At 56.2% G+C, this 23,068-nt stretch carries 14 protein-coding genes; 12 read left to right on the plus strand and 2 right to left on the minus strand.

What is annotated here, in order from left to right:
- The first annotated feature begins 487 nt into the window (after positions 1 to 487).
- The 7 genes from METLI_RS12765 to METLI_RS06440 all read left to right on the plus strand — a co-directional run bounded on the left by METLI_RS12765 (position 488) and on the right by METLI_RS06440 (position 15,156).
- On the plus strand, positions 488 to 2,854 hold the full coding sequence (locus tag METLI_RS12765) for a TerB N-terminal domain-containing protein (RefSeq protein WP_004038946.1): 2,367 nt from the start codon (positions 488 to 490) through the stop codon (positions 2,852 to 2,854).
- A 16-nt stretch (positions 2,855 to 2,870) separates the two neighbouring features.
- Positions 2,871 to 4,181: an ATP-binding protein gene (locus tag METLI_RS06415; RefSeq protein ID WP_004038947.1), complete on the plus strand. Its 1,311-nt coding sequence runs from the start codon at positions 2,871 to 2,873 to the stop codon at positions 4,179 to 4,181.
- A gap of 77 nt (positions 4,182 to 4,258) precedes the next feature.
- A complete protein-coding gene (locus METLI_RS06420) occupies positions 4,259 to 6,379 on the plus strand; it encodes a DEAD/DEAH box helicase (RefSeq protein WP_052311166.1) in 2,121 nt (706 codons plus the stop codon).
- A 73-nt stretch (positions 6,380 to 6,452) separates the two neighbouring features.
- Positions 6,453 to 9,467 carry a PD-(D/E)XK nuclease family protein gene (locus tag METLI_RS06425; RefSeq protein ID WP_004038949.1) on the plus strand — a complete coding sequence of 1,005 codons (3,015 nt, stop codon included), beginning with the start codon at positions 6,453 to 6,455 and terminating at the stop codon, positions 9,465 to 9,467.
- Between the two features lie 2 nt (positions 9,468 to 9,469).
- A complete protein-coding gene (locus METLI_RS06430; protein ID WP_004038950.1) occupies positions 9,470 to 12,856 on the plus strand; it encodes a UvrD-helicase domain-containing protein in 3,387 nt (1,128 codons plus the stop codon).
- Positions 12,857 to 12,874: 18 nt separating this feature from the next.
- The gene (locus METLI_RS06435) at positions 12,875 to 14,242 is read left to right on the plus strand and encodes an ATP-binding protein (RefSeq protein ID WP_004038951.1); all 1,368 of its coding nucleotides are present in this window, start codon (positions 12,875 to 12,877) and stop codon (positions 14,240 to 14,242) included.
- Positions 14,239 to 15,156 (plus strand): ADP-ribosylglycohydrolase family protein, encoded by a 918-nt coding sequence (locus METLI_RS06440; protein WP_004038952.1) that lies wholly within the window; start codon positions 14,239 to 14,241, stop codon positions 15,154 to 15,156. The genes METLI_RS06435 and METLI_RS06440 overlap by 4 nt, the downstream gene beginning before the upstream one ends.
- Before the next feature lie 517 nt (positions 15,157 to 15,673).
- Here the strand turns inward: METLI_RS06440 and METLI_RS13345 are convergent.
- Positions 15,674 to 16,039, minus strand: a complete 366-nt coding sequence (locus METLI_RS13345) for a hypothetical protein (protein ID WP_169313805.1) — start codon at positions 16,037 to 16,039, stop codon at positions 15,674 to 15,676.
- A gap of 390 nt (positions 16,040 to 16,429) precedes the next feature.
- On the opposite strand from METLI_RS13345, the gene METLI_RS13350 reads away from it, so the two are divergent.
- The 3 genes from METLI_RS13350 (at position 16,430) to METLI_RS06460 (ending at position 19,764) form a co-directional block, all read left to right on the plus strand.
- On the plus strand, positions 16,430 to 17,476 hold the full coding sequence (locus tag METLI_RS13350; protein WP_169313806.1) for an McrB family protein: 1,047 nt from the start codon (positions 16,430 to 16,432) through the stop codon (positions 17,474 to 17,476).
- Positions 17,473 to 18,837 (plus strand): McrC family protein, encoded by a 1,365-nt coding sequence (locus METLI_RS06455; protein WP_004038954.1) that lies wholly within the window; start codon positions 17,473 to 17,475, stop codon positions 18,835 to 18,837. The genes METLI_RS13350 and METLI_RS06455 overlap by 4 nt, the downstream gene beginning before the upstream one ends.
- A gap of 408 nt (positions 18,838 to 19,245) precedes the next feature.
- Entirely contained in the window at positions 19,246 to 19,764 is a 519-nt protein-coding gene (locus METLI_RS06460; RefSeq protein ID WP_004038955.1) for a hypothetical protein, read from the plus strand.
- Positions 19,765 to 19,838: 74 nt separating this feature from the next.
- On the opposite strand, the gene METLI_RS06465 is transcribed toward METLI_RS06460, so the two are convergent.
- The gene (locus METLI_RS06465) at positions 19,839 to 20,015 is read right to left on the minus strand and encodes a hypothetical protein (RefSeq protein ID WP_157203228.1); all 177 of its coding nucleotides are present in this window, start codon (positions 20,013 to 20,015) and stop codon (positions 19,839 to 19,841) included.
- 332 nt (positions 20,016 to 20,347) lie between these two features.
- Between METLI_RS06465 and METLI_RS06470 the strand changes: the two genes are divergently transcribed.
- The gene (locus tag METLI_RS06470) at positions 20,348 to 21,940 is read left to right on the plus strand and encodes an AAA family ATPase (protein WP_004038956.1); all 1,593 of its coding nucleotides are present in this window, start codon (positions 20,348 to 20,350) and stop codon (positions 21,938 to 21,940) included.
- Positions 21,941 to 21,956: 16 nt separating this feature from the next.
- Positions 21,957 to 22,865, plus strand: coding sequence for a DUF4435 domain-containing protein (locus METLI_RS06475; protein WP_004038957.1), 909 nt, complete (start codon positions 21,957 to 21,959; stop codon positions 22,863 to 22,865).
- Positions 22,866 to 23,068 lie beyond the last annotated feature (203 nt).

The following is a 23,068-nucleotide window of genomic DNA, read 5'->3' on the forward strand; positions in this document are numbered from 1 at the left end:
GCACATGAGTCTAGGAAGTGGGCGCACGCATACCCCATGAAATGTTTTTCATGGTAACCCTCATGCCGAGTTTGATGTCTCTCCTGTAATCGCAGGGAGGGAGTGCGGATCCCCCGCCTTCCCTATACTGCCTGCCGGGGGTTTCACCCCATTGGAGCGGATGGGCCCCGGGAAGAGCGAACAGGACGTCCGGGGGGGGAGCGTGCCGTATCCCCACCTATCCTGACGGGGGTCCGGGGGGCAGCAGTCCCCCGGCTCAAGCACCCCAGAATCGGATTTCAACAAAGCCGGGCCATCTTCTTTTTTGCAGGGGAGATTGAACACACCGCCCCCGTCGACCTCACTGACCCAACTCAGACGATAGATCCAGACCACCCGTCAAGCAGAGACATACAAAGGACAGTAATTCCAAAAATTTGGCTTCAGAGTAATGACGAAAATGATAAGGTATCTATATTACGAGTAATATTATGTACTGTGTTGACGTATGTCAGGCATATTTGGTGTTCTGTTAATTCTTATTTTTATATTCGGGTTGTTCGTTCTCGTTGTTCTCCGTGCTTTAAAGACAAAAACTGAAAACTTACCTCCTTCCCCGGACAATACAAAAAAATCTGAAAAAAGCCTGGATCAGGAGACTCGAAACGTCCAGAAAGCTACGAACAATGTCATACCTCATCCTCCCTCATCCACTCATAGAACGACGTCTGCTGCTGTTCAGGATGCAAGGAGATCAGGTACACAGATCTCACAGAAAAACGTCCTTTTCTGGGCCGGGATGCACACCCCCATAACACTATGTGGGTACACCATCAACGATCCCCTCACCTACTGGTCCCACGGCAGTGTTTCCCCGGACGAAGCCTCCTGCTTGGACACAACGTTGCCATCAGGTCGATCATACGATCCTGATACTCCTCCTCTCCCCTACTGGCCGCGTTATTCCCAGATCACTCCCGATCAGAGGGCGAGATATCTCTCTTGGCTCTCGACCGGGAAGAATAAAGATCTCGACGAGATCGGATATGCCTTCCTGTACTTCTACGGACTTGAAAGACGGGTACTCATTGACGGGCAAGACCATGACCTGATCGTACCCGAAGTTCGGCGTCTTCTGGACAGATTCCGTACATCCAGTTCATTTAATTCCTATCTCGGCGGTTTTCTCGCGTATCTGGCAGCAATACGACTGGAAATCCTGACCGAGAGAGAACTCAACGAATACTTCCCATATATGGCCGAACTTACCGAAGTCGGGACTATGGTTGCACTCGCATGGTATGCTCAAAAAGAGAAACCACTCCCCTGGCAGCTGGCCTACAGCGTCTCACACCACTTTTCCGGGACTGCCCTCCCATCTGTGGTTAAGAAAGAGATCTCCTATCTGGAAAGATTATTCCAAGCACGGTATCTCTCTCACCTCGAGGGCGGCCTTTGTGCTGTTCCTGCAAAATCTCCATATAAACTTGAGTATCATCCAGCCAGCCCGAGCCTTCTCGCATCTCTCTCCAGTACAAGAGGGGTTGCCAATCTATCCTGTCTCATTCCCAACCCCCTCGGGCGCAAAAAGCAGTTCAGCACCCTGTTTACCCTCTGGGAGGGTTGTGTAATGGAGATCAAGCCATTTCTTACTCAAATATCAAAAAGTAGTGGGACAATGACCCGGCAGGCATATGCCTGCCTGCCAGAAGAACTGAGATTGACGATATCCCACCCTGATCAGGATTCTTGGGACCGCCTCTTCAAGGAGCACAGAGAAGAAAATCCTTGGGCACGTGTCCCAGTCTCAACCCTTGCCAGCGTCGTCGAGATCGAAAAGCGCGACCGTCTTACCCCCACACAGAGCCGGGACCTCTCCCAGACTGCGCATGACGGGGGGTATATGCTCCTCCCCGATCCCCGTCATGCAGGGAGCGGGTATCAGTGGGAGGAAAACCTCGTGCTCCTTCCCCTACCTGCCGATGACGCAGAGACTTTGAGCCCATCATTCCCTTCATATGCCCTGATGCTTGAACTCGGGATCGGTATCGCCGCCTCAGACGGCCGTGTCGACACCGAGGAACGTGCACACCTCCACACATATTTTGGCGAGACTCTCACACTCACACCCTTCGAGCACCAGTGCCTTGAGGCACTGGAAGATCTCTATCTCCAGAATCCCCCCTCACTGACGCGGCTTGGCAAGAGACTGAAAGAAGGACTTGAGCCGGAAACCCGTCTTTCTGTCGCTCAGTACCTTGTCGCGATAGCCAGGGCAGATGGAGATGTTGATCCCAGAGAAAAAAAGAACCTCGACCGGATCTTCAAGGCGATGGAGGTCGAGGAGGGATATTTACAGTGGCTTCTGGCCCGTGCAGGAAGCATGGACCCTGCAAATGCTCCTGTTGTCGTTCGCAGCGGAACGATATCTACCGGCGGGGAACCCATCCCCATGCCTGCCGCAGAGGCCACTCCTTCCTTCGCCATCGACAAGGGGGCCGTTGCCCGGATCCTGGATGAGACCAGAGAAGTCTCACAGATCCTCGGTGATGTCTTTGCAAAGGAGGAAACAGAGTGCGGGGACTTCGTCCTCGACAGGGAGGAGACACCGGAGGATATCAGCGTACAGGTGATGTCCTCCTCAGGTCATGGTATGGAGGGGCTTCAGCCCCGCTATGTACTGGTCCTAGAAGAACTTCTCACCGCAGAGATATGGACAAAAGATGAGTTTGTTCATCTTGTCCAGTGTCACCACTGCATGCCTCAGGCGACGCTTGAAGCGATCAATGTCTGGGCTGAAACAGAACTGGGAGATTTTCTTCTTGAAGATGAGGATGAATCGATACGGGTCTACCGGAACCTGATCTCTTCATGAAAGGGTGAATGAAATTATGGTTCAGATAAAATCACGTGAACGGAATGCAATTATCCAGTCTTTGCAGGCGGGCGTCGTTCCCAGGATCGGCCTCCAGCACATTCAGGTCGGGAGAAAAGATGAGATCAACGCGATCATAACGGATCTTGACCGCATTACCGATGACGGGGCCACGATCCGTTTTGTTATTGGTCGTTACGGTTCAGGAAAGAGTTTTTTCCTGAATCTTTCCCGCCTCGTTGCACTGGAAAAACAGTTTGTGGTCGTCCAGGCAGACATCACGCCCGACCGCCGCCTCCATGCCACGGGAGGGCAGGCCAGGGCATTGTATACCGAACTGATGCATTCCATAGCCACCCGTGCAAAGCCAGAAGGCAGCGCTCTCGCAAGTGTGATCGAGCGCTGGGTTTCAGACCTTGACTACCGTCTCAAGCAGGAAGGAAAAGGGGACGCGGAGGTTGTCCATGCAATCCATCAGGAACTGCTGCCCCTCCAGGACCTTGTCAGCGGCTACGACTTTGCCAGTGTTATCGGGCGTTACTATGAGGGGTTCCAGCGAGGCGACGACATTCTCATGTCCTCCGCTCTCAGATGGCTGTCCGGTGAGTATGAAACAAAGACCGAGGCACGCAACGACCTTGGCGTCAGGACGATCGTCCGGGACCAGAACATCTACGACTACCTCAAACTCTGGGCGGCTTTTGTCAGGATGGCCGGATACGCAGGGCTCATTGTCAATCTCGACGAGATGGGAGTGCTCTCCCATCGTCTCAACAGCACACAGGCACGGAACGCAAATTATGAGATGATCCTGCGTATCGTAAATGACTGTCTGCAGGGAAGTGTCTCGGGTATCGGGTTTATCTTCGCAGGGACAGACGAATTTTTTGCCGATCCACGCCGCGGGATCGCAAGTTACGAGGCTCTTGCCTCCCGCCTCAATGAAAACGAATTCGCCGTCAATGGTTTAAAAGATATCTCCGGCCCGGTGATCAGGCTGGATAACCTCACCCCCGAGGATCTCTTTGTCCTTTTCCACAATATCAGGAATGTATTCTCCAGAGGGGACCCCTCTGTGTATCTGATCCCTGACGATGGCATCACACGATTCATGGGTCACTGTTCAGGCGTAATGGGAGCGGAGTTCTATCAGACCCCCCGAGAAGCCGTAAAAAAGTTTGTGGGGTTTCTTTCCGTGCTTGAGCAGAACCCAGGAACACGCTGGGAAGACCTCCTTTCCGGACCGTCGACGACGCCTTCTGGAGACATACCGGAGAGCGAGGGAATCCGCGGGAATGACGACGACCTCGTGACCTTCAGGTTGTAGGTGAGCAGGAGGAGAGATATCTGGCACGAGACGCCTTTTCCCTGCTCCATCCGACAATACAGAGGGAACTGTACAGGATGCGCTGGAGCGAACTGCGCCAGATCCAGGTCGAAACCATCTTTGCAGTCAAAGATGGCACAGAGCACCTGATCATCTCTGCAGAGACGGCATCGGGCAAGACCGAGGCGGCCTTCCTCCCGATACTTTCCGAAATTATTGGGCGGCGAGAGGGAGGGATCGGCGCACTCTATGTCGGTCCGCTTAAGGCTCTCATCAATGATCAGTTCAGGCGTCTTGAGGATCTCTGCGAGGCGTCAGAGATCCCGGTCTTCAAATGGCACGGAGACGTCGGGAGTGCACAGAAAAAACGGTTTCTCTCAGAACCGTCAGGGGTGCTCCTGATCACGCCCGAGTCGATCGAGTCCCTCTTCATCAACCACTCTTCGGAGGTACATCTCCTCTTTCGATCCCTGCCATTCATTGTCATCGACGAGATCCATGCCTTCATCGGAGCTGAGCGGGGCATGCACCTGAAGAGTCTCATCGCAAGGATCGCTCAGATCAGTGCGGTAAGACCCCGCATCATTGGTCTTTCCGCAACACTGGGAGATCTTCCCACAACACAGAGGTGGTTGTCGCCCGGAGAACCGGAGAGCGTCCGGATCATCGCCGGCCAGGGAGGAGAGAAGGAGATCTCCTTCCTGATCAAAGGGTATCTCTTCGATACAGTCTCATATGATGACGGAGATGATGACCCGACCCTCATAAAACTCTCTGAAGACGTCATCAAGCATTTCTACGGAAAAAACAGTTTGATCTTCATTAACAGCCGGTCGAAGCTGGAACTCTATACTGACCAGGTGAAAAGATCCCTCGAAGAGGCACGGTTGCCCAACCTCTTCAGGATCCACCATGGTTCTCTCTCCCGAGTCGAGCGGGAGGAGACGGAGACGGCCTTGAAGTCCGGGCGCCCGACAGCGACGTTCTGTTCGAGCACTCTTGAACTTGGCATTGATGTCGGAGACGTCTCCCGGATCGGACAGATCGGGGTTCCATGGTCGGTGCACTCTCTCTGCCAGCGCCTTGGAAGAAGCGGGCGACGGGAGGGAACACCTTCGGTCATGATTATGTTTGTGCCGGAGTCGCAGAAAGCTGAGATGGACCTTGTCGATCGTCTCTCTCCCTCTCTTCTCCGTGCGCTTGCCCTCTCCAATCTCATGCTCCGTAGGTGGTGCGAACCGCCAGAGACCAGTCTACTGCATTACTCGACCCTCATCCAGCAGATCCTGAGCGTGATCACTGAACGGGGCGGGGCCGGGGCGGTCACCCTCTATAATGTACTCGTGGAGAGAGGGGCTTTTTCGTGGGTGACACAATCCGAGTTCACCGGCATCCTGCGGAGCATGTCCGAGTCCGATCTGATCGAACAAGATCCTGAAGGGCTGTTGATTTTAGGATTAAAGGGGGAGCGGCTTGTTCATCGTATGGACTTCTATGCCTGTTTCCCGACAGAACCAGAGATGAAGGTGCTCTGGAAGAGCAAACAGATCGGGAGCATCGCACCGACCTATGGTATAGAGACGCTGGAGTACCTGATCCTTGCAGGACGGCGCTGGGAAGTCCTCAGTGTCGACCTTGATAGGAAAGAGGTTCTTGTTCAGCCGTCGCACGGCGGTAAGGTACCGTATTTCGCAGGGGGAGGAACAGTTGATATTCATCCGGTTGTCCACCAGACAGTGCGGGACCTGCTCCTCTCAGACACTGTCCCCGCATATCTCGATACGCCAGGAAAAGCACTCCTCGCTTCGGCCCGATCTGTCGCCAGGTCCACCGGCGTCGCTGAGTTTGATCTGGTGCCGGTCCCGAATGGTACATACTGGTTTCCCTGGGCTGGGTCAGCCGTCCTGCGTACACTCATGATCCTCGGGTCGTGCTGGGGAGGTTTCGATGTCCAGGAGAGGGGAATTGCTCTTTTCTTTCATGGAGCATCGCCCGACCGGGTCCTGAATTTTTACACAGATATTCTCGCGACGTGTCCGTCGAAGACCGAGATCGCACAGAAGTACGGCGATCTGATCCGGGAAAAATATGATTCCTATGTGCCGGAGGCACTCCTTGTGAAAGGATTTGCAGAGAGATATATCGAGACGCGGGTTGTGCCTCCACGGACGGTTGCTCCTTCTGGCGAATGCCATTGAATGATCGAGGCGATACATCTTCTCAAACAACAACCTTCATCCCCTCTCCTCTCCCATCCTCTCCCGAAAAGACATGCCCGTCACCCTCTACCCCATCCTCCCCGGCGAGCGCCTCGAAGAGTTCATCGCCGCCTTCCATGCCGCTGCAGCCGCCGACCCCTTCGGTACCTGGCTCATCCTCCCCACCAGCAGACTTGTGCAGGACGTCCTCCACCGCCTCGACGAGGAGGGCGCCGCCGTCACCACGAGCAGGGTGACCACCCTCGCCGGCTTTGCCCGCACTCTCTTCGAGGACCATGCCACGGACGAGACCCTCGTCGACGAGACCGCGGCGACCCTCATCCTCATGCACCTCCTCGCCGACAATGCCGACCGCCTCCCCCTCCTGACAGGGACAGGGGGGCAGGGAGCGGTGCAGGACCTCAGGAGCCTCATCACGCAGATCGCCTACAGGCAGGTGGCCTACCCCGAGGCCCTCGGCGACCTGCAGGGGGAGAAGAGTGCGGAGATCGCGTGGGTGCGGGACGCCTACATGGAGTACCTTAGAGAGCACCGCCTCGTCAGCACCGCCCTGCTCCTCCTCCGGGCAGAGCGCTGGCTTCTCGACCACCGTGACGCAAACACCGGCACTGTCTGGGTTTACGGTGCTGTCGAACCCCTGCCCCTGGAAAAAGCGCTCGTCTGCGCCATCAGGGACAGGGCGGCCCTGCTTCACTATGCCCTCCCCACCATCGGCGGCGACGACTGCGGGTGGCTCGGCGAGGTAGAACGTGTCCCGCCGCCCGCAGAGGCCGACCTCTGGCGCCGCCACGTCGCCGACCTCTTCGCAGACAGAGAGTGGACCGCCGGCAGTCAGGTGAGGGTCGCCACATGGGACGACCCCCTCGCCGAGGTGCGGGGGATCGCCGGCGAGGTCAGGGCACGCATCGAGGAGGGCGTGAAGCCCGGCGAGATCACCATCGCCTTCCCCGACCTCACCCGCGGGGCAACCCTGGTCGCCGAGGTCTTCCCCGACTTCGGTATCCCGTACGCCCCCTCAAAAGGCGTTCCTCTCCTGCAATCCCCCCGTATCCAGGTCCTGACAACCGTGCTCGCAACCCCCGCCCGGGGCTACCGGCGCGAGGACGTCGTGACCCTCCTCACCTCGCCCTATATCGGCGGCCCTGCCGGCGAGATCGACGGCGAGAGAGTGGACACCCTGGCACGGCAGGCGAACATAGTCGACGGGGCCGGGACCTGGGAGAGGCGTCTCGCCGCACTCGCCGACGGAGATGAGGCCGAGATCACCGGGATCAGGGCAGGACTTGCCGCACTCTTTGCCGACCTAGCCGCACTCGACGGCACCCGCACCCTCCCCGAGCACGTCGCCGCCTACCTCTCCCTCCTCGACCGCTGGGGGTGCGGCCGCCTCCCGGCAGAGGGCGACCCCGACCTCTGCGCACGGGAAGGGCGCGACCTCGCCGCCTTCTCTCAGGTCCTCGACTCCCTCGCCACGGCAGCGCCCGGCGTCCCGCAGAAACCGGTGACCCTCGCCGGATTCTTTTCCACCCTGAACCTCCTCCTTGCCGGCGCCAGGACCACACCCCCCCGGAACCGCAATGCCGTGCAGGTGGTCGGCGTCAGGGAGCTCCAGCACCTCTCGGTCCCGTACCTCTTCATCAGCGGCCTTCTCGACGGCGAGATGCCCGACCTCTCCGCCCGCCTCCCCTTCACCAACGACCAGGAGGCACGGCACCTCGGTACCCAGACAGGCGCCGGGGCCCTCAGGGAGGAACAGGCCTCCTTCGTCGCCGCGCTCTGCGCCGGCCGGCACATCTTCCTGAGCGCCCCTCTCTCGGACGGCGACAGGCCCCTCCTGCCCTCCATCTTCCTCGACGCCGCAGGGAGGGGCGCCGGTACCTTGGGCGAGAGGGGCGACGGGTACTCCCGCCTCAGGGCCGCAACCGCGGCCGGCGCCGCCTTCGCCGCAGGAGATGTCGCCGCCGGCACCGCACTCCTCCCCTCCCCCATGCATGCCGGGGAGGTCGCCGCCAGGATCGCCGTCGAGACCCGCGCCCGGAGAGGGGCCTTCGCCTCCCCCTTCGACGCCGTCTTCACCAGTGATGGGGAGATCTGCTCGGCACTCCGCGAGAGGTTCGGCCCTGCCGCTGTCTACTCCCCGACCGCCCTCGAAACCTATGCCCTCTGCCCCTTCAGGTTCTACCTCAAAAAAGTCCTCGGCCTCACGCCCCTCCCTGAGACCGAGAAATACCTCACCGCACAGAAGAGGGGCAGCCTCGTCCACCAGATCGCCTTCCGGTACTATGCCGGCCGGAACAGGTCAGGGACGGTCACCCCGGAGGACCAGGCCCGGATCCGTGCCATTGCCGCGGAAGAGCTCGAAGGTTTCACCTTCTCAAGCCCGGCCTGGACGGTCGAGCGCGAGGCCCTCCTCGGTTCAGAGGCAATGGGGCCGGGCGTCCTCGACGATTTCCTCGTCACCGAAGAGAAACGCTCGGCCTCGCCCTTTGTCCCGGCCCACTTCGAGTTCTCCTTCGGCATGCCGATCGAGGACGGCGACGCCGACCCCGCCTCTGTCCCCCACCCTGTCGCCATCGACCTCGCCGGCGGAGAGCGCCTCCTCCTCCGCGGCAGGATCGACCGCGTGGACGTCGCACCCGACGGCCTCTTCCTCGTCACCGACTACAAGACAGGCAGCACCCACCCCGGCCCGCGGGAGATCCAGCAGGGCACCGCCCTCCAGATCCCCCTCTATCTCTGCGCCGTGAAGGCGCTCACCGGCCTGGAGGGGGCTGGCGGCACCTACTACAGGGTGCGGAAGGGCGCGACCCGAAACCAGGCCGTGCTCTGGGACACGCACCAGAAAGAGGGCCTCAAAGGGTTCTCAAAGGCGAAGAAGAGCGAGGTGGACGGGATCGAGACGATTGTCCAGGCCACCCTCGGCAAGGTGCAGGGCTACCTCCATGCCATCAGGGACGGATACTTCCCGCCGGCACCGCAGGAGACCCCGTGCCGCTCTGACTGCGAGTTCAGGACGGTCTGCAGGTGCGACGAGTGGCGCTTTGCCGCTGTGCGGCAGGGGGAGTGACGATGGCGCTCACACCGCGGCAGGCAGAGGCCGCACTCGCCCATGACCAGAGTATCTGCGTCACCGCCGGGGCCGGGACAGGCAAGACCCATGTTCTGGTCACGAAGTACGTCGACCTCCTGAGGAGGGGCGGGTGCGGCGTCGGGAACATCCTCGCTCTCACCTACACCGACAACGCGGCGACGCAGATGAAAAAGAGGATCGGCAACGCCCTCAGGGAGGAGGAGGGCGAGACTTGGGAGAAGGTCAGGGACGACTTCCTCCGGGCGAACATCTCGACCTTCCACGCCTTCTGCACCGGGTGCCTCAGGGAGTTCCCCCTTGAAGCCGGCGTCGACCCCGGTTTCGCCGTCCTCGATGAGCGTGAGGCCGGGCGCATACGGGACGAGGCCGTCGAGGGCCTTGTCTATGGCGAACCGCCCGAAGCGTACAGGGAGGCGGTCGTCCGCACCCTCCGCGCCCTCGGGCCTGAGGGGTTGAAAGAGTGTCTCCTGCGGCTGTACGCGAAACGCGAGACCGCCGGCGCCCTCTTCGCTGCCCTCAGGGAGGACGAGGGAAAGGTTCTCGACGCATGGGACGCCAGGATCAGGGCGGGACAGGATGAGGCATACCGCGAGTTTAGGGAAGACGCCCGCTGTCAGGCCCTCACCCGGACACTCCGCGACCTTGCGGCCCGCTATCCCGGCGACGCCGACTCGGCGATGGAGTACCTCCGTGCCGTCGGCCCTCTCCTGCCTGCCAGGGACACCGCCGGGGTCGTGGCGGTCGCGGAGGTGAACGCCCGGTTCAAGAGGGGCTTTGGCCGGAAAGAGAAGTGGCAGGCAGAGGACCTCGCCCTCGTCAGGGCGACCTTCGATGAGTTCAAGACGGTCATCGAGTCCTATGCGGCGACCTGCGCCCTCGCCCTCGACAGGGCCGACCCCTTCACCCGGACGACCCTCGCCTTCTTCTCCGACCTCGGCACCGTCTTCTCCGCCTTCCTGAAGAGGTGCACCGCCGAGAAAAGGCGGCGCCACGCCCTCGACTTCTCCGACCTCATCCACTTCACCCACCGCCTCTTCACCGACCACCCCGCCCTGGTGGCAGAGCACGTCAGGGGCCGCTACCGCTACGTCCTCGTCGACGAGTTCCAGGACACCGACCCGGTGCAGACGACGATCCTCAGGGAGATCCTCGGCGACCTGGTCGAGGAGGAGGAGCACCTCTTCATCGTCGGCGACCCGAAACAGTCCATCTACCTCTTCCGAGACGCCGACGTCACCCTCTTCAAGAGGGCGCGGGAGGAGATCGGGAATGAAGTCTCCCTCGACGTCAACTTCAGGAGCACGCCTCAGGTCGTCGGCTTTGTGAATGCCGTCTTCTCGGTGCTGATGGCAGGGGCGAGTCGGCCCTGGGAGTTCGGGTACGACCCCCTGACGGCGCACAGAGAGGACGAAGGTTCGGTGGAACTCCTCCTCGCGCCGGCAGGGGAGGACGCGGCCGCGGCACGGAGGAACGAGGCGGCGATGGTGGCGCGGAAGGTGAGGGAGGTCGTCGGCCGTCTCACCGTCTACCCCGAGGGGGAGAGGCCGCGGCCGGCAGAGTACGGCGACGTCATGATCCTCCTTGAGAGGCGGATCAACCTCCCCGCCTGCGAGAAGGCGCTCAGCGAGTGCGGTATCCCGTACCACGTCCATTCAGGCCTCGGCTTTTACGCCCGCCAGGAGGTCTACGACCTCTTCAACCTCCTCTCGTACCTCGACAACGGCCTCGACGACGTCGCCCTCTACGGCGTGCTCAGGTCGCCGTACTTCGGCATCCCGGACGCCGACCTCTTCAGGATGGCCGGGCCCCTGCCGTCGCCCCTCCCTCTCCGGGACCGCCTGCGGCGGTATGCGGGGGAGTACCCGGCCTCGGCCCTCGCAGCGGCCTCCTCCCTCCTGGAGACCTGGGCGGCCCTTGCCCGCCGGGTGCCTGTGCCCCTCCTCCTCAGGAGGGTCCTCGAAGATTCAGGGATCTATGCCGTCTACGGCGGCATGCCCGACGGCAAGCAGTGCCTGGCCAATGTCGAGAAGTTCGTCGGCATGGCGCGGGCCGCAGGGAATGCCTCCCTCGCCGCCTTTGTTGCGGAGGTGAAGAGGGCCATCGAGGAGGAGGAGAGGGAGGGTGAGGCCCACCTGGACCCGGCCGCCACAGACGCAGTCGGCATCATGACAGTCCACGCCGCTAAGGGTCTGGAGTTCCCGGTGGTCGTCGTGCCCGGCCTTGCCGAGAAGCCGAAGGCAGAGACGGCGAAGATCGCCATCGGCGACGGTCTCTTGATGGGCGTGAAGATCCCTGACCCGGCACGGGGTTTCGAGGCCTGCGAGACCCCTGTCTTCACCCTCCTGAAAGAGGAGCAGGCCAGGAAACTCCGGGCCGAGAGGCTGCGCCTCTTCTATGTGGCGGCGACACGGGCGCGGGACCACCTGGTCCTCGCGGGTGTGCGGCCCGAGGAGTTCGGAACACCCCTCCCCGACGCGCCGACCCGCATGGACTGGCTCTGCCAGGCTGTCGGCCTCTCGGAGGAGGCGGTCGGGGCAGGCGGGGTGGAGGTGGGAGGGGTCGCCCTCAGGGTCGCCACCGCTATCCCGGAGGTCGAGGCCGCAGAGGAGAGGGCCTGCCCGCCTCCGGAGACGCTCCCCGTCTCCACCCCCGCAGCGGTCGCCGTTGCGGAGGAGGAGCGTCCCCTTTCGGTGAGCGAGATTGAGCGGTATCTCGCCTGCCCAAAGGAATATGAACGAGTGTACAGGCTTGGCCAGCGGGAGCAGGCTCTACGGCCCATGGAAAAAGCGACGAATTGGGGCTTGCTCCTCCATGAGGTTCTCCGTGGCCGGGAGCCTGTGGCAGTCTGTGCTCGGTACGGCGTCGGAGATCCAGGGGTTATTGCAGAGTGTGCCCGGGTCTATGGGCGCTTCATCACTTCGCCTATCATGAAAGGGGCTCTGTGCGATAGGTGTGAGGTTCCGTTCAGGGCGAGAGTCGGTGGCGTGACCTTCAAGGGGGCGATCGATCGGCTGGTCAGGACGGCGGATGGAACCTGGGTGCTCATCGATTACAAGACCGGACGGGTGAGGGGGGACGCAGTCTTGGCAAAGGTGGCCGAGTATGCGATGCAGATGGTCGTGTACAGGCAGGCTGCCGAGCAGATCCTCGGCCAGCCGGTTAGGGCCTATCTCTATTTCACGGCCCTCGATCGATTCGTGCCGGTGGAGGTCGATGAGGGGATGGTGCTTTCCCGGACAGTGAGGGCGGTGGAGTGGATCAGGGAGGGGTGTTTCTCCTTCCCTGCCTGTGAGGGGTGTGGTAGAGAGGGGGAGTGCCCGGCTCTCTCCGAAGTCATGGGGTCTGGACACAATCCTTATTACTAATCCAGATTAGTACTAATCATGATTAGGGCTTTCGTCGACCGGGAGGAGGAGCGGCGGATCCTCGACGAGGAGTGGCAGAAAGCGGGAGGACGGATGATCATCCTGTACGGTCGGCGCCGCATCGGGAAGACCCGGCTCCTCACCGAGTTCGTGCAGGGAAAACAGGGCATCCTCTCCTTTTCCGAAGATGTCTCTTCCTCAATTCAGATCCAACATTTCCAGGCAGCATGTGCAGCCTTCTTCAACGACGATCTCCTCGCCTCCCTCAGGATTGAGACCTGGGACCAGATCTTCACCTACCTCGCCCAGAAGCCTCTCCAGAAGCGGGCCTACCTGGTCATCGATGAGTTCACGTACCTGATCAAAAACGATCCCTCCATACTCTCTGCCCTTCAGAAAGCCTGGGACACTGCCCTTTCCGGCTCGAACTGGTGCATCCTCCTCTGCGGCTCGATGCTCGGCCTCATGAGCGACCTTGCCCTCTCGGCCACCTCACCACTCTATGGTCGGCGGACAAGGGACATGCTCCTTGAGGCCCTGCCCTTTGTCCATGCGAAAAAATTCCTCGACCAGCCCTTTCCCGATGCCCTGCGGACCCACCTCACCATCGGCGGCATCCCTGAATACCTGCTCAAGGCGGCGGACTATGCCTCATTTTCTGAATTTGTCGAGCGGGAGTTCTTCTCGCGCTTCGGTTACTTCTACCGTGAGCCCTACTTCATCCTCTCGCAGGAGTTTCGAGAACTCAAGACCTACCAGTCGATCCTCAATGCCATCGCGGAAGGCAACACCGCGCCGGGTGCCATCGCACAGTTCTGTGGCATGGACGCACGCCGCATCTATCCCTATCTTGAGGGCATGACCCGCCTCGGGATCGTGGAGCGCGAGCTGCCGATCCTGGTGGACACCAGGCACGGCGTCTACCAGGTCAAAGATACCGTCTTTGATTTCTGGTACTCCTTCGTATTCCCGAACAGGGAGGCGATCGAGACCGATGCCTTCCACCCCTCTGCCCCGGCTATGGACCGTTACTTCGGCAAGCGGTTTGAGGGTTTTGTGCGCCGGGAATTCGTGCCCCGGATCCTGCCGGGAAGCCGGGTCGGGCGGTGGTGGTGGAAGGGTGAGGAGATCGACGTTGTCGCTGTCGACGATCAGGGGGGCAGTATCGTCTTCGGGGAATGCAAATGGGGGGGTCTGAACCGGCGTGAGGCGAGAGGGGTGCTCGCCCGCCTGGAGGTGAAGGCGGAGATGGTCAGGCATGACCGATACCCGAGGGAGCGCTATCTCCTCGTCGGGGGCAGCGTGGAGGGGAAGGAAGACCTGCGGGGCGAGGGCTATCTCGTGTACGACCTGGCCGACATCGAGGGTTTCGTGAAGGGCGAATGATGGATCTGAAAACGCGCTACCGCGGCTCTCTCCTCGGCCTGGCCGCCGGCGATGCCCTCGGCACCACGCTGGAGTTCAGGCGGCCCGGGACATTTGAGCCGGTCACCGATATAGTCGGCGGCGGCCCCTTCGGCCTGGAGGCCGGGGAGTGGACCGACGACACCTCCCTGGCCCTCTGCCTTGCCGAGAGCCTGGTCGAGAAGAGGGGGTTTGGCCCGGTCGACCAGCTGGAGAGGTACTGCCGCTGGTTTATGGAGGGGCATCTCTCCAGCACCGGGACCTGCTTTGATATCGGGACGACGACGCGAAAGGCGCTCCAGCGCTTCATGCTCTCCAGAAAGCCCTTCCCCGGTCTGACAGACGAGCGGTCGGCGGGCAACGGCTCTCTGATGCGCCTCGCCCCCGTCCCCCTCTTCTATGCCTCTGATCCCGCCGCTGCGATCCATCTCTCTGGCGAGAGTTCCCGGACGACCCACGGCGCCAGGGCCGCGGTGGACGCCTGCCGCTACTTTGGCGGCCTCATCGTCGGGGCGGTTCAGGGCGCATCAAAGGAGGAGCTCCTGGCCGATCGCTTCTCTCCGGTGCCGGGTTACTGGGATAACCACCCCCTCTGCCCTGAGGTGGAGGCGGTCGCCGCTGGTTCGTTCCGTGAGAAAGAGCCGCCTGCGATCCAGGGGCGCGGCTATGTGGTCTCCTGCCTTGAAGCCGCCCTCTGGGCCTTTGATCGGGGCACGTCCTTTCGAGAGGGGTGCCTGCTGGCGGTGAACCTCGGTGACGATGCCGACACAACGGGGGCGGTGTTCGGCCAGCTCGCCGGCGCATATTATGGGGAGGAGGGGATCCCCCCTGAGTGGTTGGAGCGGATCGCGTTGAGGGGTGTGATCGAGGGGCTGGCTGAGGGGCTGATCTGTTGAAAAAGATGCGTGCATCCAGAAGAAGTTAAATTCCATCCTTTAATCTCAAAACAAAATCTTTTTCGAGAACTATTTGAATAGAGGTTCTAGGTGCTAAAAAATGCCAGATAACCTCCACAAAACTTTGCAACCCTACATCATCCGGTTTAAAAATGGTTTTGCCGAGCATGAAAAGGATAATAGCATAAATGGAAAAAGTGGATTGGAAGTAAGGGAATATCTGAAAGCGAAAGTTCAGAATTATTTTTCGGAAGAACAGATCGATCATCTGACGCGGGACGATTTCATCGACCTATACAACTATAGCCCTGCACTTTTAAGTTACGCGTTGGGCAGCCGTGGCCATCTACATGAAGAGGTGGAGCGGTTTATCGATACCGTCGGAACCGATGAATTCAGGAAAAAAATAAAATCTCTTCTGCACGGTAACGGAAATGTTGCAGAGCGGTATGCCGAGGTCATCACCTCGACAAAGAGCGTGAATCATGCTGTCACATCTGAAATTCTGAGTTATTACTCACCGTCTGAGTATGCCTGTCTGAACGGGACCGCGGAGAAAGCGCTCATTTTTCTGGGTCTGGCCACGCCAGAAGCCCCAAGAACAGGAAAACAGTGCGGCGAATATTATCTTCAATTCAATGCCATTGCCAGAGAGTTGCTTAATGAGATCAGAAAAGAAGACGAACCTGTTCTCCATAATGCTGATTTTACAACACTTGATTATTTCCTGAATCTGGTCGGGTGGATCAACATGTGGCAGATCGCCCCGGGGGAGGGAGCGAAGTTCTGGGTGGTTGATCCCATATGGAAAGAAAAAAAGATCGCAGCGGTTGGGTTCCACGAAATTGTTGACAGGATTGGTGAAAAAATCACCAGCCTCCACGATTATCAAGAGATCCTTGATGAGATGAAAAACACATATCCTGACTGGTCATCTCAAAAATTGAAAATTAACGCACGAATGGCCTACAATTTTATTAATGATATCAATTATGGCGATATCATCCTTGCAAACAAGGGAAAGGAGAAAATCCTCTCGATAGGAAGAGTTATTTCAGAGGCAAAAGTCGATCCATCATTAGAATATCCAATTTATCGGGATGTTGACTGGTTCCACCCTGAAGCCGACGTGAAGATCCCTGAAGAGATGAAGGGAATATTCGGGAAGACGATCACATCAATGAAACATAAAGATGCTCTTCCCCTGTTAAAATCTGCTAAAAAATCAAAACCTGCAGCCGACTCTGAACTCTTCCAGCAGGACGCAGATATCATGAACGATCCAGCATTCAGAAAAATGAACCGGTTGCTCACGGCCAAAAACCAGATCATCCTCTACGGTCCCCCCGGCACCGGCAAGACCCACGCGGCACAGCGATACATCGCCGCGCATAAGCCTGGAGACAGCGCTTTCGTCACCTTCCACCCCTCCTTCGCATACGAGGACTTCATCGAGGGGCTCAGGCCGCAGACCGACGACGAAGGCCGGATCTGCTACGGCATCGAGGATGGGATCTTCAAGTCCTTCTGCATGAAGGCCTTCAATGCCCTGATGGAGACGGCAGGGCTTGAGCGCCGGTGGGAGGAGGGACATGACGTGCCGGCGCTCTCTGAGGCGGAGAAGGCGCAGGCCCTCAACGCGCGGGACCGCGTCCTCTTCTATCTGGTCATCGACGAGATCAACCGCGGCGACATCCCCAGGATCTTCGGCGAGCTGATCACCCTCCTGGAGAAGGACAAGCGGCTCTGCACAGACCACGAACTGGTCACCACCCTTCCCTACTCGAAGACCCGGTTCGGCATCCCTCCGAACCTCTTCATCATCGGGACGATGAACACCGCCGACCGCTCGATCGCCCTGCTCGACATCGCCCTCCGCCGGCGTTTCGGCTTCATCGAGATGATGCCCGACTACGGGGTGCTGGAGGAGCACCTTGGGCATGACGATCCGTCGGTACAGGAGATACACGACCTCGCCATCGCGGCGCTCAGGCAGGTGAACGCCCGGGTCGCCGAGCAGTATGACCGTGACCACCAGATCGGCCACAGTTACCTGATGAAACTTGGAGGGAGCAATTCGCGGGATGAGGCGGTGGAAACGCTGCAATACATCTGGTACTACGAAGTCCTCCCCCTCATGCAGGAATACTTCTATGACGCTCCTCAGAAACTGAAGGACTGCGTAGGGTCAGGTTTTGTCATACTGGGAGAGAAAGGCCGTTCGTTCACGCTTGCAGAGGAGCGTGATGGGGAGGAGTTCATCCAGATGATCCAGATGCTGGTCGGTGCCGCGATCCCCCAGGACGAGTATGAGGCATGACCTCCACGGCAACACTCTTTGAGTACGTGGCCTATCCGTATGAGGTCGCCGGACGTGACTCCTTCTCGGAGGGTCGCCTGCACCTTACCGAGGAAACGCTGGATCGCCTCGACACCCTCAATGAAACAAAAAGATTCCTGGACATCGGCCGGCACACCCTACGGCCCCTGAACTATGTCGGCGTGGTGAAGGCTGGCGGGATCACCCTCCAGATCCTCCCGAAGCTCTACCGGGGGGACGCCTATGAGAGGCACCGGGCCACGATCGCCGGCAACCTGCTCACCATGCTCTCGTGCACCGAGCGGCTTTCCATCAGGGAGATGGATCTCGCGGGTCTGGATGTCGAGAATACCGATCTTTTTGAGGTGTTCATGGCGCTCTTCGCCCAGAATCTCTCAAGGCTGCTGAACTCCACCCAGAAAAAGGCATACACACGGGAGGAGCGGGAACTCCGGGTGGTGCGGGAGCGGATCGATGTCCGGGCCTACACGAACCCGGCCCGGCTCCATATCATCCCCTGTACATTCCATGAATACACGGTCGACAACCTCCTCAACCGGACCCTGAAGTACACCTGCCACCTGATGGCCAGAACGGCCCGCCGGTTCGAGACCGTGAAGACGCTGCGCTCCATCATCGCCCTGCTCGATGCCGTCACCCTCACGCCGGTGACAGTGGCAGAGGTGGACACCATCACCTTCGACCGCCTGAACCGGCGGTTCGAGCCTTTTGTCAGGATCTGCCGGATCTTCCTCGCCAGCTCCACCCTCACCCTGCAGGCCTCGGATGTCGAGACCTTCTCCCTCCTCATCCCGATGGAGAAACTCTTTGAGGAGTTTATCGCCGCGGTGCTCATTGACGATCCGGCCTATTTCTTTGGACGGGGGGTGAACGTATCGGCACAAGGGCGGATTGGTCATCTGGTGCAGAAACGCAGTGGAGGTCGATTATTTTCCCTCATCCCCGACCTCCTCGCCGAGGGGCCGGGCGGTGCACTGGTCATCGACACCAAATACAAACTGCTCGATGAGGCTGAGAACGCCTACGATGTTTCCCAGGCCGATGCGTACCAGATGTTTGCGTACGTGGTCAAGATCCGGGCAAAGGCCGGGATGCTCCTCTATCCTGATACTGAACTGAAATCGTCTCTGGACGTTTCTTATGAGGTGAAGGACGAGGGGAAGAGTCGAAAGATTCCCTTGCTGATCCGGTCAGTGCGGCTCTCCCACGCTCTGACGACGAAAGAAGGTTGGGAGGCGTTTCGGGCGGAACTGGCAGGGGTTATACAGGAGATGGTTGATCAGGCCGCGGATTATTCTCCTGAGGAAATGTGCGAAGGGAAGACGCCGGTGTTTTCATGAAGAGTCAGGTTCTCAGTCCCTTCGAGGGCATGCTTCCTCCAAGTCATTGCAGGTGAGATGGACACTGTATCTTCCGACCTCCTGTGCGTTGAGCAATATAACCCTGGATTAGCACGGTCTCACAACAGTACCCGGATGCGATCCAAACTGAATGAGATCTGTTCCGGAGGGAGACCTAACGGTTCGATACTGGAGAGAGTGAAACACTGTAGTGGTTGGCACATTGACCGGACCACTTATGCCTTTGATACTGTAGGGGGAAGACCAAAGATCCTCTTTTTGGTGTTCGCCTCCTCGTTCATCCTTCTTTTATCTCTGAAAAGGCTAAGCATTTTTTAAGAGAAATAGCCTATCTAGAAATAACTAGATAATTCTTGAAATAATTGCAGGTCAGGAAGTTGGTGAACGATGGAGAAGTGTTTGTGTGGCAGGTGGTTCAAATCTCGGCGGGCGATGTTCGGGCATGTGGGGAGCTGCAAGGAGTATGCGGCGTTCAAGGAGTGGATGGATGGCTATAAGGCTACGAACTCCGCTGAGGAACTTCGGCGATGGAGTGAGCGGGCCGGGAAAATGGTTCCATGGGGCTGGAAGGACTATTACAACAAGTATGTCGAGATATACGGGTATAATCGGCTGGAGAAGGAAAAGAGCCGGTCGCGGGTGAAGGCCGTGCATGAGTCACACGATGCAAAAAATAGAATCAAAGATCTTGAAGCCGAAAATAATGCCCTCTACGAGGATATCAACTTCCTCTTACAGCAGATCCATGAGGAAGCTGCTGAAGTACTCCAGATGAAGCAAGAGTTGTTGCAGTCCCTCCAGCCAATACTGATCCAACCCTATATGCAGAACGTTGCACAGATTCTTCTGCGGCATGGAGAGCGATCGAGCAGGAGAGAGGCGGAATGGAAGAAGAGAGTTTTGTGACATATGGACAATATCAGGGAAAATTGATGATTGATGTCTAGATCCTGATCTCTTGGTTCTTACGCCATACACATTCACCTGACGCTGTTTTCCTTTAAGCCCATCGTCTGTGGAGGTGTATCAGGGAACCAGATCTTGAAGAAATAGCTCGCCGGACCGGCATCACCAAATGGGTCACCCCGCACCTCCTCTGCTACTCCCGGATCACCCACCTCACCGGCCTTGACATCGACCGCGAGATCCTCGGCCACTACAGCGTCACCATCACCGCGGCCGACAGTGGACTCGAACCCAGGGCGTGCCTCAGGTGCCACACCATCAACGCGCCGACCGCCCGCTACTGCACCACCTGCCACCGCGCCCTCACCGGCGAGAGCATCGCCACCATCGAGGAGATCGAGGCCGATCTCACCGCCCACCCGCAGATCTTCTGGGCGATGGTCGAGGAGATGAACAACGAGAAGAAACGGAAAGGTGAGATTTAAACTCTTTTTTAGTCAACCAATGGAATACTAGGCCATTATTTTTTAAATTATGGCATAAAATTAGATACATTTAATATTCCTGGAATGAATTATGAGATATGGACCCCTTGACCCTGGACCAGATCGATGTTTACGGACTCTTCACGCCTGATACAAATTATACAGAAATCAAATTGAACGATCCGGAACGGACCACAATCATCCACGGCATCAATGGGTGTGGCAAGACCACTCTTATGAAAATGCTCTATGGATTTTTTACAGGGGATTACAATATTTTCAAAAAAACAAGATTTAACAGTTTCCACTTGCAATTTAGTGATGGAACCACCATTCGGATTTATTCTCACTTTTTTTATCTGATACGGCAATCACTTGAGGATAATTCCTATGATAAGTTCTTAAATTCCTTTGAAGAATACATGGATAATAATAGTGCCATTTTTTTAGAATATATAAACAACATGAATCTTAAAAACTACGAAATATTCGTAATAACTCCTGAGGGTATCAAGATTCTTATACCGGATTATGTAAATTCATCAAATAATGAAGAGATCAAATCAAAAATCAGAGAATATGAAGATGCACTCTTCGAGAGATCCAAACATGATACAGATCCAATGAACATGTCCGAGGCATTTAGCTCATTAAATATTAAATTAACATATGATAAATACTTAAAAAAGAACAAATTAAACCCAAATCCGTTTGAACCTGATATTTACCCACATTCTTTCTCTGATGAACCTGATCCTCTGAAAAACATTCGGGATAAAATAACTGTATTTTTTATTCAAACACAACGGTTAGTTCATTTTGGTGATGATCCGTCGGAAGGAAAATCAGCAATTGATGAATGCGTCGATGATTATAACTCGATATTGGACAATGCCACAAACATAACACAAAAAATGGCAGAATATAGTGCATTAAGTTTCCCTGATCGATTGATTACAAAGTTTAATGCCCTAGAACGAAGTGAATATCCAACCATACTCGAATTAGAGGAAAAAATCAATTTATTAAACGAAGAAGTGGATGAACTCTCCTCCCATGGGATTGTACTTGACTTAAAACTCGATAAAAGGTTTGAAAATACAATCGAAGAGCCCGACACAGAAATGGACTATTATGGAGAGTCATATTTGCTTTGTTCGGACAGATTGATAAATCCAATTTCAAGACCTATAATAGATCTTGCACTGGACGATGCATTAGACAATGTGCGTTACTTTGTTCCGTTGTTGTACAGTAAGAACTATCTTGATTACCTAATTGAAGAATTTAAGACATCCAATATTTTTTTACAAAAGAACATGGGTCCAAAGGTATTCAATGAGAGAACAAGGTTAGAGTCAAACACCTTCAAGGTGCTGTCATCTGGAGAACAGAATTTACTTAAGATATTTTTTGAACTACTGTTTAAACCACTTACTGTCTTTTATGGGAAATTATTAGAAGGATCATTCGAACACATTAGTTGTAAGCTAAATTTACTTTTTCTTATTGATGAACCAGAATTATCTCTTCACATCACATGGCAAAATAAATTGTTGGAGGAGATGCTGAAAGTTCAAAAAAATAGCGTATTGACAACAAATTCAATATTGATCGCAACACACTCTCCCGACTTCATCAACGACCGATGGGATCTGACCTACTCAATGAACCCTTCAGGTCGTGATTAATGTGGCGGAAGACCAGATGAGAGAGCATATCACACCCAAAAGAATTTGTAACAAGGTCAGAATGTTCGACGCCGCAAAAAAGTCCAGATGGTCGTACTTGCTGCTGGAAGGGGATAGCGACACCATTCTCTTCAATAAGATCGTTGAAGAGAACTCCTGTGAAATCATCGTCGCGCATGGAAAATCGAAAATCATTGAGTCAATAAATGAACTGAATGGCGATCAGCATTATAGATCCCGGGTCGTGGGAATTGTCGACAAGGATTTCGACCCGCTTGTGGATAACCCAAAGTATGATAAAAACATTATATTGCTCGATACACACGACATTGAAACACTGGTAATAACTTCCCCGTCTTTTTATTCATTTGTCGAAAAATATGTTGACAGAGAAAAATTAGCCCAGTTTGAGAGAAAAACAGGCATGGGTTTGTTAGAGACTCTGCTCAGGTCTGCATACCTTATCGGGACAGTGCGTTGTTATAATGAACGAAAGAGATGGGCATTGAATTTTAAAGACTTGGTGTTTTCTCCATTTACCGACAAAAAATCATTAGTCCTTGATTTTTCAGGACTGCTTGAGATTATCGAAGCTGTTACAGACCAGGACGAAGACGTTCTGGAATATAAACTGGAGACGATCAGAGAAAGGAAAGATCGGTTTATCGAGATCTGCGATAAATTCACATGCCCCAGTATAATGTGTAACGGACATGATATAGTAAAGATATTAAAGATCGGTCTCGACGAAATTTTTGGATCTGAGGAATCCAAAAAGCTCCGTAAGGGAAATAGCATCGAAAGGGCAATTATCGAGATGTACGACCCCAAATTGTTCTGCGATACAAATGTCTATAGATCTGTGAGAGAATGGGAGAAAAATACAGAACAACAGATATTCAAAGATCCTATCTCTTCAACATAAGCACATTGATCAATTTTTTTAAATCACATAAGCACGAAAGGCCATCTCTCATTGCCTGATGCCATTAATATTCTCCGCATTCACGCCCTCCATTCTCCATAATATTAGAGAGATTGTTGTACAAATAGAGGTAAGATCTCAACGAAAAGAAAAGGAAAGGTGAAATCTGAAAAAACACATTCAAAACACCAACTTTTCATTTA

It is taken from the genome of Methanofollis liminatans DSM 4140 (assembly GCF_000275865.1).
GTDB lineage: Archaea > Halobacteriota > Methanomicrobia > Methanomicrobiales > Methanofollaceae > Methanofollis > Methanofollis liminatans.

Bases quoted from the DNA above. Each gene is read 5' to 3' on its own strand.
- METLI_RS12765 (WP_004038946.1), top strand. From the start codon at position 488: ATGTCAGGCATATTTGGTGTTCTGTTAATTCTTATTTTTATATTCGGG.
- METLI_RS06415 (WP_004038947.1), top strand. From the start codon at position 2,871: ATGGTTCAGATAAAATCACGTGAACGGAATGCAATTATCCAGTCTTTG.
- METLI_RS06420 (WP_052311166.1), top strand. From the start codon at position 4,259: ATGCGCTGGAGCGAACTGCGCCAGATCCAGGTCGAAACCATCTTTGCA.
- METLI_RS06425 (WP_004038949.1), top strand. From the start codon at position 6,453: ATGCCCGTCACCCTCTACCCCATCCTCCCCGGCGAGCGCCTCGAAGAG.
- METLI_RS06430 (WP_004038950.1), top strand. From the start codon at position 9,470: ATGGCGCTCACACCGCGGCAGGCAGAGGCCGCACTCGCCCATGACCAG.
- METLI_RS06435 (WP_004038951.1), top strand. From the start codon at position 12,875: ATGATTAGGGCTTTCGTCGACCGGGAGGAGGAGCGGCGGATCCTCGAC.
- METLI_RS06440 (WP_004038952.1), top strand. From the start codon at position 14,239: ATGATGGATCTGAAAACGCGCTACCGCGGCTCTCTCCTCGGCCTGGCC.
- METLI_RS13350 (WP_169313806.1), top strand. From the start codon at position 16,430: ATGAACGATCCAGCATTCAGAAAAATGAACCGGTTGCTCACGGCCAAA.
- METLI_RS06455 (WP_004038954.1), top strand. From the start codon at position 17,473: ATGACCTCCACGGCAACACTCTTTGAGTACGTGGCCTATCCGTATGAG.
- METLI_RS06460 (WP_004038955.1), top strand. From the start codon at position 19,246: ATGGAGAAGTGTTTGTGTGGCAGGTGGTTCAAATCTCGGCGGGCGATG.
- METLI_RS06470 (WP_004038956.1), top strand. From the start codon at position 20,348: ATGGACCCCTTGACCCTGGACCAGATCGATGTTTACGGACTCTTCACG.
- METLI_RS06475 (WP_004038957.1), top strand. From the start codon at position 21,957: ATGAGAGAGCATATCACACCCAAAAGAATTTGTAACAAGGTCAGAATG.